Below are 14,662 nucleotides of genomic sequence, written 5' to 3'. Positions count from 1 at the left end.
TCCTTTTCCACGAATCGTTGTGGGGCAATGACATGCATACCGTAATAGCGTTCATCGTGTCGATGATCTTCGCGGCGTTGGCCTCTGCCCAGCCGGCAACCACTCCAGCGGACGCGCAGGTTCTGCGTACGCTACGTCCGGCCCACCCGCGGCTATTGGTGCTGGAAGATGATATCGCCCGCGTGCGCGAGTTGGTCAAGACGAACACGGATGTCCGCAAGCTTTGCGATCGGCTCCGCGACCAGGCGGTCAAGATACTCAACGAGCCGACCGTCGAGCACAGGCTGGAGGGGCCGCGCCTGCTCAGCCAGAGTCGCACCTGCCTGCGGCGTGTGGCCACACTGGCGGGAATGTACCGGCTGGAGGGCGACCGACGGTTCGCCGAACGCGCGGAGAAGGAGATGCTGACCGCGGCCACCTTTGCCGACTGGAACCCCTCGCACTTCCTGGACACCGCGGAGATGAGCAATGCCCTGGGCATCGGCTATGACTGGCTGTACGACCAGCTTTCGGAGGAGAGTCGTAAAGCCATCCGAACGGCCATTGCCGAGAAAGGGCTCAAACCCGGGCTGGACGTGTATCGCAGGAGTCGCTGGTGGGCGGTCGCGCGGCACAACTGGAACCAGGTGTGCAACGGGGGCATGACCGTCGGGGCACTGGCCATCGCCGACGAGGAGCCCTCCCTGGCCGCCGAGGTGATTTCGCACGCTCGCCGGTCGATTCCACGGGCGATGGCAAGCCTGGCACCCGACGGCGGGTGGGCGGAGGGGCCTGGCTACTGGAATTACGCGATGCGTTATACCGCGTTCTACTGGGCCGCCTTGAACACGGCCCTGGGCGATGACTTCGGTCTGCAGGCCATGCCCGGCTTCGCGGAAACGGGCCTGTATCGCATCCACGCCATTGGCCCGACGGGCCTGACATTCAACTATGCCGACGGGGGTTCAAAGCCGGGCACCGCGGCCCAAATGATGTACTTCGCCCGCCGGTTTGACCGGCCGGCGTACGCGGTGAACGAACGACAATTCGGCGGATCAGAGATCTTCGACCTGCTGTGGTACGACCCGCGCGGCAGTGCGGCGGATATGGAACGACTGCCGACCGCGGCCCAGTTCCGCGGCATTCACTCGGCCTATCTGCGGAGCAAGTGGAACGACCCGCAGGCCCTGTTCATTGCGTTCAAAGGCGGCGACAACAAGGCCAATCACAGCCACCTGGACCTCGGAACGTTTGTGCTGGACGCCCTCGGGCAGCGATGGGCGATCGAACTGGGGGGCGACAACTACAACATGCCCGGTTACTTCGGCAAGCAGCGATGGACTTACTACCGCCTGCGCAGCGAAGGCCAGAACACGCTCGTGCTGAACGGTGACAACCAGAATCCCGCGGCCAAGGCCCCGCTGGTCGCCTTCGAGTCGAGGATCGCGGGCGGCGGTTCGTTTGCGGTGGCCGATCTGACGGCTGCCTACGCCAAACACGCTCAGCAGGTCCGTCGCGGTGTTGCCCTGATCGGCGATGACCGCATACTCGTCGAAGATGAAATCGAGGCCGCCACTCCAGTTGAGGCCGACTGGGCCATGCACACCCATGCCGCCGTCGTCAGCCGCGGGCGCCGAGCCATCTTGACCCTCGGGAACAAGAAGCTGTACGCCGACGTGCTCGAGCCGAAGAACGCAGCCTGGCAGCTGCAGGAGGTCCGACTGGAGAAGCCTCAGGAACCGGTCAAGAACACCCGCAAGCTCATGGTCCGCGTCAAGACCGCTGTTCCCCGTGCTCGCGTCGCCGTGCTGTTCTCCGTTCGCGAGCGTCCGCTGGATGCCCTGGATACCGCCGCTCCGCTGGGCCAGTGGTCGGCCGAAGGAGTCCTGGCCCGCCCCTGAAGCCCCGGCATCCGTCGCCTTCGGCTTCAGGACTGGCCGATCACGGACGATGGTCACCATCGGGGGATAAGGGCAACTCCGGCCCCCGGTAACACACCATGAACGCGGACAGGTCATCCGTATCGATATCACCGTCGCCGAGGCCGTGGAAGTCGCGGTCGAAACAGCGGCACGCGATCGTGCCGGCTTTTTCGGAGCCGTCAGGCCCGGTGTAACACCGCTGGAGCATGCCGAAGTCGGACTGGTCTACATCACCATCGCCATCCGCATCCGCGAAGTGGGCACCGCACAGCTTGGGGGCTTGCCGGCCGGTCTCAAACCGGGTGTATGACCATCGTGATTCGGTAGGTGGCCCGGCGCTGGTGTTGTCGCCCCAGAGGATGCGGCGATAGCTCGTGTTGTCGGGCGCCTCGGCCCGGGTGAGGGAACCGAGAATCTGCCCGTCCAGGTAGAACGAAGCCATGCCCTTTCCGCCATCGCCCGCAGGATCGAAGACGATCTGAGCGGTGTGGTAATCCGCCGTGGGGTCGATCTCGCTCAACAAGTCGTTGCCGTTGGCAGCTGTGGTCCGGCTGTACACGCCGCGGGCCCAGTCCCCTCGGCCGTCGATGAAACTCAGCGCCCAGACATCTCGGCCGTCGATCACCTGGAGCTGGACCTGGCTTGGGGCCGCGGCGGCCACAACTCTGAGCCGTGCCGTGGCTGTCCAGCCGGCAGGGTGGGCGAGGACCTGGGGATCGAGATTGACCGTGTAACCGTGCCGGCTTGACGTGGGCGCGGCGATCGACCAGTGATCCTCGGCATCGTTTCCGCCGCCCAGCGTCGCGGGTTCGCCGACGACGGAAACGGAGAACCCTTCCGTTTGCGGATCGGTGCAGCCAAGATGCCGAACAACGAAGGGAGGTGGATCCCGATTGAAATCCACTCGGCCCAGGTAGATTGAAGCCCTCCCCTCGTGCGAAGCGTAGTAGCTGACCCAGAGAATGCCCTCATGCCATGCGAAGCCCGGATAGCTCGTGTCGCCGCTCGAGGGGAGGGTCAGGAATTCCGTGAGCGTGCCGGCCTGCGGATCGAGCCAGCAGAGTGAGGTGCGCGTGGTCCCGTCGTACAGTCGTGTACCGGCCACAAGACGCCCATCCGGCAGTTGAATCAGGTTGGGGCCGCCAAGCTGCACGCCGAGGTTCTTGAAGGTCCAGTTGGCATACGGTGGCTGGGCCGTGCCCAGCAGGCCGGTCTTCGTGCCCGTTGCCCGCCGGATCAGGGCGTAGGCCGTATCATCGGCCAGGAATCGAATCGTGGTCTCGCCGGGGTAATCCTGACCGGCCAGCAGGCTCTCGATTACCGTCTCGTAGAGTGCTCCGTCCGCGCTCCTGTAGAGACGGAGGAACGCGTTGCTCTGCCGGCCGTAGGCGAAGCCGTAGGCGATGTCGTTGTGCCAGGTGACGCGCCACAACCATAGGTTGTGTTCGACGGTTTCAATGGGACCCGTCCACGCCGTGCCGTCGACTGAAAACCAGCCCAGCGACTGCCGGTCGTCTGGCGAAGCCTCGGGGGCTGCGGCTGCAATGAGCATCAGCCGGCCATCGGGCGTGATGCTCAACTTGGGATCCCGCAAATCCTGGTCTGAACCGCAGTCCAGGAGTGCGGCCGATCTCCAGCTTTCGCCGTCGTCGGAACGCAGAATGCGCAGCTTTCCACCCGGCGTACCCAGCGGGGGTACACCATGAATCGGACCTTCCCGAAAGCAGAGAAACCACCGGCCCTGGAAGCGGATCAGGTCGGTAAACGCATTGTGGGGTGCCTGGTCCCAGACTTTGCGCACATCGATCAACCAGACGGCGCGGGCCTCGGGCAATGCGTCTGCGCCGAGGATGCACGCGGCCGCGAGACAAACGGCAACCAGCCTGTCGGCCACTCGTGGTTCGCTCACTTCGTCTGCCTCTGCAGCAGCGGCGACCTTCGTCGCCGGCGACGGTGGAACAACAGGCCGCCCACACCCAGCAGCAGGATTGTGGCGGGCTCCGGGACGACGCGCTGGCCGGTCTCGAACTGGGCGAAGGCCCAGTGCGATTCGCTGCTGGGAGTGCCCGCCCCGCTGTTGTTGTCGCCCCAGAGGATCCGGCGGTAGCTGGTGTTGTTCACGGCATCGGCGCGAGTCTGCGTCGCGAGCAAGGCCCCATCCATGTAGTAGGAAGCGGCCCCGTCACCTGCATTGCCGGCGGGATCGAAGGTAATCTGATAGGTGTGGTAGCCGACGCGCGGGTCGGCACTGCTGACCTGAACATCGCCGGCTACCGACCGGATCCATACACCCAGGGCGACCGTGCCGCTGCCATCGGAGAGGTAGATATCGAACCGGTCTTTCTTGTCGATGACCTGCAGGGCCGCCTGGCTGCTCGGCTCTCCACCCAAGACAAGCCTGACGACCGCGGTTGCCGTCCACCCGCTGGGGTCGGTGACGTTACCGCTGGTGAGGTCGACCGTATAGCCGAGCCGACTAGCCTCGGGGGACTGGACAAACCAATAGGCTTTGCCGTCCTCGTTGCCCGGCCCGCTGGTCGAGACACCGCCGCCCGTGGAAGCCGTCCAGCCTTCGGTCGTGGGATCGGCGCTGCCGGTATGAGTGACGAGCACCGTGGCGCCTGCGCCGGATGCCAGCAGGCCCAGAACGATCATGGCAACGCCGAAGTACACCGCCTGATTCCACAGATTTCGCATTTCTCCTCCTCGCTTGGTCTGGGCTTCGGGACCGGGGGATGGCGGTGCACCGGACGCCGGTTCACCGACCGACCCTGCAGGTCAACATCGAAGCGAAATCGCGTGACGTTCTCGAACTCCTCCAGCCTCTGGTCGTCAGTCGCAGTCCTTGTCGGCCAGGACCGCCGGCCCGCCCACGCAGCGGAAGAATGCTTCCAGGTCCTGGGCGTCGACGAAGGCGTTCTGGTCGTGATCGTAGCACACGCAAGAGCTGGTCACCGTGCTCACTGCTCCCGTGTAGCAGAGCTGGATCGCGCCAAAATCGACCTGATCCACGTCGCCGTCGCCGTCGGAATCTGCGAAGGGATCGTGGCACATCACCACCAGCCGCTGACCGAGCTCCAGCTGAACCATCGCCCAGTGCGATTCGGTGGCGTAGCCCCGCGTCTGGGCGGTATTGTCGCCAAACAGCACCCGCGAGTAGGTGGTGTTATCCGGCACCAGTGCACGGGTGCGCGAGCCGACCCACAAGCCATCGAGGTAATAGGAGACGCTGCCCTGGCCGCTGTCCCCAGCGGGATCATAGACCATCTGATAGGTGTGGTACACCGCCGTTGGGTCGACATCCGCGATCAGCTCGATACCCGGACTGGCGGTCACTCGGGCGTAGAGGCCACGGGGGAAACTGCCTCTGCCGTCGATGAGGTCCAAAGCCCACACGTCCTTGCCGTCAATCACCTGGAGCTGTGCCTGACTCTGATCAGCTGCATACAGTGCCTTGGCCCGCATGGTCACCGTCCACCCGCTGGGATTCTCGAACTCCGCAGAATTCACATTGACGGTGTAACCCACCCGCCGCGAGTCGGGGACCTGGACGCCCCAGTAATCCTCGCCATCATCGCCGGGACCGAGGGTGGCGGCATCTCCCGTTCCAAGGTCCTCGACCGACCAGCCCTCCGTCAGCGGGTCGTTCAACCCTTGGTGGGTGATGACGACCGGAAACTCCTGGACGGATAGCTCCAGGGCGAAGGTGCCCGTAGCCCCGTTCAAGCCGGCCACCCGGATCAGATAGGTGACATCCGCGGTGACGTTGGTCAGCAGGACGGCATTGGCCGCGCAGGCCTGCTGGTTCTCCAGGCCACCCGGGCAAGTGCGGTGGACCGAGACCACGGTTGACATCGCGGACGCCGCCGACTTGATGATCCGAAGCGTACCCGACTTGGTTGGGGTAAACGAATACCAGACATCGGGAGTGCCTCCCGAGGAGCCGCAGGTTGCGTCGCCGTCGGGGGTGGCGGTTAGCGTCGATCCAGTGACCGTCCCTTCGGTGACCACTTCGGCCGCCGAGCAGACATCGTTGGGCGGAGGAGGATCGACCATGCAGGCGACGTTCAAGGTTGCTGTCCCGGACGCCCCGTTGGCACCGGATACACGAATCAGCAGCCTGTCGCCGGCAACCGCCGGCAGCACCAGACAAGAACCTGGGCCGCCGCACGGGGCCCCGCCACAATCATCGCTGCAGCCCGCCTCGTCGGCCGGTTCGGCCGGGCAAAGCAAGCCGGTGACCCGATAGGCGGACACCACGCTGTCGTACACCGCGTTGCACGTGTCGATATGCACTTTGCCATTGCAGGAAGCGGTGTACACGTACCACACATCCGGACTGGTCGATGACGTGCCGCAGGAGGCAACGCCGTCATTGGTGGCAACGGTCGTGTCCGTGGCATAGCTGCCGTCGGCGACGACCAGGGCGTTGACACACATGTCATTGGACACCCCCAGCGGGCGCTGCCCCAACTCGAACCGGGCGAGAGCCCATCGTGACTCGCTGCTGCTGCCCCCCGAGTTGTTGTCACCCCAGAGGATCCGCCGATACTGCGTATTGTTCACGGCATCGTCGCGCGTTTGGGTCACGAGCAGCGCGCCGTCCATGTAGAAAGAAGCGGTGCCGCTGCCCCCGTTGCCGGCCGGATCGAAGACAATCTGGTAAGTGTGATAGGCGGCACACGGATCGAGCGTGCTGATCTGAGCGTCGCCCGCCGCACCCCGGATCCACACTCCTTGAGCGACGGATCCGGTGCCATCCGCCAGATAGATGTCAAAGCGGTCCTTGCCGTCGATGACCTGCAATGCCGCCTGGCTGGCTATGTCGCCTCCCGAAACCAGCTTCACGCGTACGGTCGCCGTCCAACCCGCTGGATGGCCGAGGTTGTCGCTGCTGATGTTCACGGTGTAGCCGAGGCGTGAGGCCGAAGGCACTTGCATGCCCCAGTAATCCTCCCCGTCGTTGCCTCCAGCGTTGGTTGCCGAGCTGCCGCCGGCGCTCGCCGTCCAACCCTCGCCGACCGGATCGGCCTGGCCTTGGTGGCTGATCAGTACCAGGGCGTGAACGTGACTGGCCAGCGCCCCGCTGATCACAAACACCGCCATCGCGCTCCAATGCCTGATGGAATCGCCTCTTGTCATCTCGTCTTCCTCCTCTGCATTCGTCGAGGCCACGGGTGCGAATCGTTCGCATCAGGCCGTGGCCGGTTCAAACTGCGAAGCCCGTTCCGAACCCACTTCGCCATCCCGATCTCCTTCGCGCCGCGGTCGATCCCCGTGTCTCACGCCCGTGTCGACTCCTGCCGCTCCATGGTCGTCGCGGCCACGTATCGCGAGGCGGTCGTGGGGAGGTGGGCGAGGGCGTCACCCAGGAACATCGCACACTGCCGGCCCACTTCCACCCAGGAGTCGCCCACCGAAGTGATCGCCGGATGCACGTAGCGGAAGACCGGGTGGTGGTTCAGGCCGATGAGCTGGAGTTCGTCAGGGATGCGGATCCTCCGCCGAGCGGCCACTTTCAGGGCAGCCAGGGCGAAGTCCGGCCGCAGGGCCAGGAGACCCGCAGGACGGTCCCGCCCTGCCAGCAGCCGGTCGATCCCTGCGACAGCGCCGTTGAAGTCGGTGGGCAGGTGGTAGTGGAAATCCGCCGGCGTAGGTACCCGGCAGCCCAGCGAGGCGGCCACTTCCCGGACACCTTCGATGATCTGGATTTCCGAGCCCACCAGATTGTCCTGGCACAAGGCCACCAGCCGCCCGCCGGGACACAGGGCATTCCCCACCAGACGGCCTACCTCGACCATGTCCATCACCGCCGAGGGAAGACTGAGACTTGGATCACAATGGCCCAGCACGACGCAAGGTACTCGACTGCTGGCGAAGAACTGGTAGACTTCCGACGGCAAGCTGCGTAGCACGTAGCCGACCTCGCAGGACAACTGCTTGCCCTCCTCCAGGCACTGACGGACGAAGCCCATCCACCGGCTCAGGTCAAAGTAAATACTGCGGAAGGAGGCCGAGTGGAAGACCTGGGAGATGCCCTCGATCAGCAAATCCACCATGCCGGGGTCGAAACCGCGGATCGATTTGCCCGCCAACATGACGATGACCGTGGGGGGTTCAAGCTCGGAGTGCTTCCTGGCCACGGTCACCGCATCGTCGGTGATCCGAAGCGAGTAGCCTGACTTCCGCTTGGCCCACCCTTCTTTCTCAATGCAGCGCAGGACCTGGCTGGCCGTGTCCTTCCCAATCCCGCTGAGGCTGGCCAGCTTCCGGACCGACGGCAGCTCGGTTCCCCCCACCAGCCGTCCGCTGAGCACTTGGCGGCGTACCTGCCGAACCAACCTCGCGGCTAAAGCGCCGACCTCTCGCGTGTCACTCACCATGATGCTTTCCCGCCGCCGAACACCGCAGGTGGATTGGGAAGGACCCGACCCATGCGTCGGCCCGCATCGAAAAGTGTCCTTACTCACCGACTCCCAGCGATACACGTCAGTATAACATCGGCTTCCCGTCGATCAAGGAGAATCCCAAGCCAGGGGTCAGCATTGACCGGCTTGCTGGCCTGCTGGCCATCGAGCCGGGTCAAGCGGACAAGTCCGAAAACGAGTTCTCTCCGCCTCCACGGGCGATTCCATGTACATTTAACCTCATGATTCGCAAGTACATGCAAATCAACAGTGAGCGACCCAGGCTCAGACCTTCGGGTGAACGGGGGTGGCCAAGCCAGCACCGGCTGCCCACGCCCTCCCCCCAGGGTGTCGGCCGGGCTGGCCGCTAAGCAGCAGGTCACCCCGGCCAAGGGCTTGACATCGGAGGACGAGAGTGTACGATGACAATGGCGATCCGTCGTACAATCTCGTCGGGCGTTGCCGGCCGACGGGAGGCCCGGGGATCGGCCACCACCTGGACGTGTTTTCGTCGATCGGCAGAGAACGGAGGACTCGCTCGTGGTTGCCGACGCGCTGGTCCGGTCAACGAAGCCAAGACCCGCCCTGGCGGAAGCTGCTCGGAGGTTCTACGCCTTCACCCTCATCGAAATCCTGGTGGTTGTGGCCATCCTGGCATTGCTGATTTCCGTTCTCCTGCCGTCGCTGAGTGGGGCCCGAAGGAGGGCCAAAGTCGCGGTTTGTGCGAGTCGAGTCTCTCAAATCAGCAGGGGGCTGTTGATCTACGCGGCCGAGAACCGAGGCCTGTACCCGAGCCGAAAGGTGATCGACGCGAACTTCATCCAGATGAATCGCACGGCCACGCCGGACATGCGCAGATTCCTGTACTACACCGCGGCCAGCAAGCAGGCCGACGTGCTGTGGTGCCCGCTGCTGTCCAGCGACTACTACCTGCAGCCCAAATTCGGCTACCAGGGACTCATGGACGAGGAAGACCGCAACCTATGGTCCAAGGTGTTCTTCGTGTGCGACTTCGGCAATCCCCGACCGGTCAGCTACATGATGGGCTACAACCTGCTGGCCGGCATGCAACCCGATCGGAGCCACAACCCGATCACCTTCCTCTGGGGCAAGTCGGGCAACTACGGGGCATCGAAGATCCTGCCGTCGGCCGCCGACCAGGGTCATGAACCTCGCGAGGCTGGCCATCCCCAGGACGTCATTGTCACCGATGTCAACGAAGCCTGGCCGGCGGCTGAGCGCGGAACGCCGCTGAACCCCTACCGCACCTTTCACGCCAAGAACCCCGAACCAGCCCCGCGGATGGACGCCTACTGGAACCGCTTCATCGACACCAACGTCGGCTACGGAGACGGGCGCGTCGAACTGCACAAGATCCTCAAGTACTATGTGGCCCGGGACGGCTACGGCAGCCAGGCAACGGCCGCCTTCAGCTACTAACTCCGCCTGGCGAAAGCGACCCCGACGCATACCGCCGCGGCGTCTGGCCCCCCGGGCAGTAAGCCCGGCAACACACGGAGGGGAATAACCTGGTGGACACGATGCCCTGTTCTTCGACGGCGGGGTGTCGTGCGGCAGGAAGGTCTGGCAGGAGGCTGACTTGAAGGCCCTGGATATGGACTACAACTGCTGGTACCAGCCCAGAGGGGTAATGATGGCTGTGGCTGGGCAGAAGTACCGGCTGGAGGAATTCGCGGAGTACCAGGCCGGGCTGCAGCTGGAGCCGCACTCGATGGCCGCCGATCCGCGGCTCAGAGATGTGGCCCGGCAGGACTTCCGGCTGAGGGAGGATTCCCCCTGTTTGGGCGCCGCCCACCACCCCGAAGAGCGGCAGGATTCCCGGAAAGAGCCGAGCAGCCCGCGCCGGGCCGCGAATATGGGGGCGTAACCGGGGTGGCCCTGGCTCCCAAGCGCCTCACTCCGGCCGATTCGCCTCGGTCGGGCGAAAGCAGCGGGGATCTGAGTCAATCGGGTCCGGCCATCTGCGTCCGAGGCGGCGAAACGCAAGCTCCAGGAACTCCTGCACGGAAGGAGTGGCGCCAGTAGCGATCACCCTATCGCCCGCCGGGTGGATGGTACGGCCGATCGATGCATGGCAAGCCTGGAAGCCAGGCGGAGGATGAAGTGAAATGAACAGGCGACCATGGATGAACACTGCCGGGTCTTTGTCCGTCGCGATGCTGACTCCACTGGCCGCGTTGGCGGCTGCCGAGCCGACGCCGACTCCGGACCTTGATCGGGAAACCCTGGACAAGTGGTCGAAACCCTATCGCGGCTGGTATTACCAGCCCAAGCACGTCATTTCGGCCCAGCCGCGCATTCCCGGTTACGAGACCTTCCACAGCACGGATGTCCCGTGTGTCTATCAACTGCCCGGCCAGCCGGACAAGTGGTTCATGAGCTTCATCGCCTTCAATGGCCAGGGCTACCATTCCTTCGTCGCCGAAAGCACGGATCTGATCGAGTGGACCCACCCACGGCTGGCGATGGGCTTCGGCCCCCCGAACGAGTTTGATTTCGGCGGGTGCGTCATCGGCGCGTTCCTCTATGAATCCTACAACATCAAAGCACCGCGTCTGCTCAAGAAACGTGACGGCAAATACTGGACCCTCTACGGCTGCTACCCGCGCCAGGGCGGCTACGAACTGCGCCCCGGCCAGGAGGGCGTAGCCTGCAGCGACGACGGCCTGGTCTGGCGAAGGGCCAGGAACGCGCCCATCCTGACCGTCCAGGATCCTGACTGCGCGACTTGGGAGAAGGACTGTGTCTACCAACCGTGGTTGGTCGAGCACCGCGGCCGGTTCTTCAACTTCTACAACGCGGCCCACGGCGATACCGAGCAGACCGGCCTCGCCTTCTCCACCGATCTGCTGCACTGGATGCGGTATCCCGCCAATCCGGTGATTCGCAATCGCCAAGGCAGCTACGACGCCCAGTTCGCGTCCGATCCCAAGGTGTTCCAGGATGGCGACCACTGGATCATGTTCTACTTCGGCGTGGGGCACGGCGGCGCCCATATCATGGTGGCCTGCTCACGCGACCTGGTGCATTGGACGTCGCATCCTGAACCCCTCTACAAAGCAGGAGGCAACCCCAGCGGACTGGACAGGCAGTATGCCCACAAGATTTCGCTGGTGTACAACTCGAAGAACGAGATGTTCTACCTCTACTATTGCGCTTGCGGCAGCAGCGGCCGGGGGATTGGGCTGATCACCAGCAAGCCGCTCACGTTGTCCACCCGAGCGGCGGCGGACGACCACAAGATGAAGGTGGGACCGTGAAGCAGGTTCCTTCGATGCCCCCGACGCATTGCCCATCCTCTGGATGGCCGAGAAGGCTGACCGACAGCGACTGGGCACACCCCTCCGACTGCGGCTCATCTTGCCACTCGGGCGGTCAGGCAAGTCACCGCATCCCGGGCTTTCGTTTTAGCCGAGGTTCTCCAGGTCGGTGAGATCCTTGTGTCGTCCGGCAGCCCGTTTGTTGCGCTTCAGATCCTCGACACTGATGACGGGTACGGGGATGCCGCCCAGGTCGGCGATGAGTCGCCGGGCGTAGCAGTCGGCGAACGTTGCTCCGGATATCGAGGTCTGGATCTCGATTCGCAGCGGCGGGACACCCATACGAATCACCCTGTTGGGTTCGGAGAGCACCTCGGCCGTGGCCCCCGCATGCCCGAAGCCGAACTGGTCGAGGGTGGCCAACAACTTCCGGGCGTTGTCTGCGTTCGTCGCCACCCACACGTCCAAGTCACCCGTGGAGCGAGGGTAACCGTAGTAGATGACCGCGTATCCGCCGACCAAGAGGTATTCTACCTGGTTAGCGTTGAGCAATTGAAAGAACTCTCTGAAGTCGCGTGGTAGCTGGATCGTAGCCATAGGCGATTCGCCGCATCAACTCCGCCGCCGCAAGCCGCTCTTCAGGGCTCCTCGTCGCCCAGTATTCCCTGGCATCGTCTGGGTCGGTCAGGCGGGCTATCGAGAAGGCGGTCTTGTCCATTCTGACCACATCAACCGATTCCATCCCATGACCTTAGCTGGCCGGATCGGAGGCGTCAATCGGGTGTCCCGGGCAGCGAGGCATCGAGGCGGATCTTGAAGAGCGCCTGGCCCGGCAGCTTGGGAATCTGAACCAGGCTGTGAAGGAGGCCGCTCTGGTCGAGCTCTATCGCCAGGAACGGATTTCGCGGCCGGAGCTTCTGCCGGCTCTGGATTTGCCCCGTCACCAGACAGACGACCTGCTCAAGAGGCCCGGTGTCACTGAGGACCTTATCAGCGAGGGCAACGACTGAACAGCGCGGCAGGAGCCAGCCGGATGAGTGTGGTGGCCCCAGGAACCTCGGAGACACCGGACCCGAGGTTGTTGACCTCGCTCGGCAGGTGCGGGGCACGGGCAAGGCGGATTGAATTCCATTGTTTCCTAATCGCCTGATAGGGGATTGAAGAGAAATACAATACCGCCGTGAAGACCCAACTGGGACCACTGGAGAACCGACTACTCACCTACGCCCAGATGCGCCGGCCGCAAACGGTGCGTCGCGGCGAACTGACCAAGCCGCTACGACTCTCCCCCCAACAGGAACTGAGGTTGCTGAGCCGGCTGACCCGGGTGGGGATGATCGCGCGGGGTAAGCGCCGTGGCTTGTATCTGTTACCGCCGCGGCTACCCTTGGGAGGTAAGTGGAACCCGAGCGAAATCCTCGCCCTCAACACGTTGATACAGGACCGCCAAGGTCGACCCCGAATTTGCGATGCTGCGACGTCTTCTTCGGAGGTGTGATTGCCAGCGGCCAATCCGCGGATACCCCGACCGCCGTGGGCCAAGGTTTGGGAGAGAGACCCGGCCCGGTCTGTTGCGGCCGCCGGACGGGCTCGACAGCGGCGATGTCTTCATGAGCCTCATTCACACCTGCCAGCTCCACAACATTGGTTCATTCGAGTACCTGACCGAAGTGCTTGCACCATGGGTTGATCGAACCGGCGTACATGACGCGGGCCCCACCTGCCGTTCAGCAGGCGGGGCCCGTCACGCTCGATCCTCGGATACCTAGGCACGCGCCTCAAAGGCCCTGAGACCTAGGATCCGACCCGGTTCGCCCTGCAGACTCGGCCGGCAGGGCTGGATTCTCTACAGGGGACTGATCGCCAGTCGGGCTATCCGCCGGGCGTTTGGCGGACGACCGGGTCAGCCGTGTTCTCGGAGGCTTGGCCTTAAGAACCTCCTGAAAATCCTCGAAAGTCGGGTACTTCCGAGCCATCTCCATCCAATGCACAGCTGTCCGAAGGGGCACTCTCACATCCTCAGATTTCAGAAGGAGCTGGAGTTTATCCGGATCCAAGGGCCGGGTTCGGATCCTGTGTTCGCTGCTCTCGTTCAAACTCTCCAGGGCCTTCGCGGCGACAAATGTGTGGAGGAGTCGAAGGCCCAGAAAGCGCGAGGCTTTTCGGCCGTTCGCCTCGATGATCTTCACCAGCTCGGTCGGATTGTCCATGGCCTTCTGAAGCCCGAAAAGGACAGTGAGGCAGTAAACCAACCCGGGCGGTTTGCGTATGACGCTCTCGCGACGCGACCGCGGCTTCTTATCAACATTTGACTTCATGAGACATCTCCTGTAACCCTCTTTTTACCTCCATGGTAAACGAGAGGGCATATGGCTAGAAGGTTTGAGTGGTTCACCCAGCTTGCCGGGCGCACCCACTCGCCAAGCCCAGCCGCACACTCGGCCGAGCAAAACAACACACGCCGTCCTTGGCCAGAGCGACGGCTTGGGGGCGGCAGACAGACTCGCTCCGTCCCGTGAACGATCAGGGAAAACGACAGCGTTTAACGACGTGTTTACCGGTTCTCGCGCCACACGAGGCGCGAGGTTTACTGAACAAGGGCCAGTTTACTCGGCAAGAGCTAATGACCAGCTTACGGTCCCACTCCTGTCAGATTCCATTATAGGGCAACCAGGTGAGGAAGGCAAGTCCTCGGCGAAGACGGTTTTGGGATGACTGATCGTGTCTCCGGCGACCCGCGACTCGTCCGTGTAAGCGCCCACCAGAACCATTATTGACGAGCCGGCTATCCTGACGCACGTGTTGCTGGTGTGAGTTTGCACGTTCAGGAGAGTCTGAATGCCTCGTTCAACGGATACCCGGAAGCTGGCGTTGTGGCGGGAGCGGTTCTCGCGGTTCTCGCGTGGCGAACTGGCCGTCGGGCCGTTCTGTGCCCGGGAGCGTGTTTCGGTGGCCTCGTTCTATTACTGGCGTGAGAAGGTCGGGGCGTGCGGGCGTCGCGGCGAGGGCCGGCCACAGACTGATCGGCGGAGCGTTTTCCAGCCGGTGACGGTGGTTCCGTCCGCACCGGCGG

11 protein-coding genes are annotated in these 14,662 nt (G+C 63.7%); 5 read left to right on the top strand and 6 right to left on the bottom strand.

Translation table 11 applies throughout. The features are described from left to right. The first annotated feature begins 32 nt into the window (after window positions 1-32). On the top strand, window positions 33-1,880 hold the full coding sequence (locus KA354_19575) for a heparinase II/III family protein (GenBank protein MBP7936848.1): 1,848 nt from the start codon (window positions 33-35) through the stop codon (window positions 1,878-1,880). A gap of 40 nt (window positions 1,881-1,920) precedes the next feature. Here the strand turns inward: KA354_19575 and KA354_19570 are convergent, their stop codons facing one another. From KA354_19570 to KA354_19555, 4 genes are all read right to left on the bottom strand, one after another. Beyond that, window positions 1,921-3,810: a hypothetical protein gene (locus KA354_19570; GenBank protein ID MBP7936847.1), complete on the bottom strand. Its 1,890-nt coding sequence runs from the start codon at window positions 3,808-3,810 to the stop codon at window positions 1,921-1,923. Then, window positions 3,807-4,598: a PEP-CTERM sorting domain-containing protein gene (locus KA354_19565; protein ID MBP7936846.1), complete on the bottom strand. Its 792-nt coding sequence runs from the start codon at window positions 4,596-4,598 to the stop codon at window positions 3,807-3,809. Before KA354_19565 ends, KA354_19570 begins: the two co-directional genes overlap by 4 nt. Window positions 4,599-4,733: 135 nt before the next feature. After that, window positions 4,734-7,043, bottom strand: coding sequence for a hypothetical protein (locus tag KA354_19560; GenBank protein ID MBP7936845.1), 2,310 nt, complete (start codon window positions 7,041-7,043; stop codon window positions 4,734-4,736). A gap of 140 nt (window positions 7,044-7,183) precedes the next feature. After that, window positions 7,184-8,284 (bottom strand): substrate-binding domain-containing protein, encoded by a 1,101-nt coding sequence (locus KA354_19555; GenBank protein MBP7936844.1) that lies wholly within the window; start codon window positions 8,282-8,284, stop codon window positions 7,184-7,186. Between the two features lie 564 nt (window positions 8,285-8,848). Here KA354_19555 and KA354_19550 point away from each other — a divergent pair. The 3 genes from KA354_19550 to KA354_19540 all read left to right on the top strand — a co-directional run bounded on the left by KA354_19550 (window position 8,849) and on the right by KA354_19540 (window position 11,589). Beyond that, on the top strand, window positions 8,849-9,748 hold the full coding sequence (locus tag KA354_19550; GenBank protein ID MBP7936843.1) for a prepilin-type N-terminal cleavage/methylation domain-containing protein: 900 nt from the start codon (window positions 8,849-8,851) through the stop codon (window positions 9,746-9,748). 160 nt (window positions 9,749-9,908) lie between these two features. After that, complete coding sequence (locus tag KA354_19545) at window positions 9,909-10,196, top strand: hypothetical protein (GenBank protein ID MBP7936842.1); 288 nt, start codon at window positions 9,909-9,911, stop codon at window positions 10,194-10,196. Window positions 10,197-10,437: 241 nt separating this feature from the next. Next, window positions 10,438-11,589: a hypothetical protein gene (locus KA354_19540; GenBank protein ID MBP7936841.1), complete on the top strand. Its 1,152-nt coding sequence runs from the start codon at window positions 10,438-10,440 to the stop codon at window positions 11,587-11,589. Window positions 11,590-11,736: 147 nt separating this feature from the next. Here KA354_19540 and KA354_19535 read toward each other — a convergent pair whose 3' ends face one another. Beyond that, window positions 11,737-12,186 (bottom strand): hypothetical protein, encoded by a 450-nt coding sequence (locus tag KA354_19535; protein ID MBP7936840.1) that lies wholly within the window; start codon window positions 12,184-12,186, stop codon window positions 11,737-11,739. A 176-nt stretch (window positions 12,187-12,362) separates the two neighbouring features. After that, window positions 12,363-12,533 carry a hypothetical protein gene (locus KA354_19530; protein MBP7936839.1) on the bottom strand — a complete coding sequence of 57 codons (171 nt, stop codon included), beginning with the start codon at window positions 12,531-12,533 and terminating at the stop codon, window positions 12,363-12,365. Between the two features lie 1,894 nt (window positions 12,534-14,427). Here KA354_19530 and KA354_19525 point away from each other — a divergent pair. Then, a partial coding sequence (locus tag KA354_19525) for a hypothetical protein (GenBank protein MBP7936838.1) occupies window positions 14,428-14,662 on the top strand: 235 nt, incomplete at its 3' end.

This window comes from Phycisphaerae bacterium (assembly GCA_018003015.1).
Classification (GTDB): Bacteria; Planctomycetota; Phycisphaerae; order UBA1845; family PWPN01; genus JAGNEZ01.
Note: the sequence above shows the minus strand (reverse complement) of the source record. Positions and strands in the feature narration are given on the sequence as shown.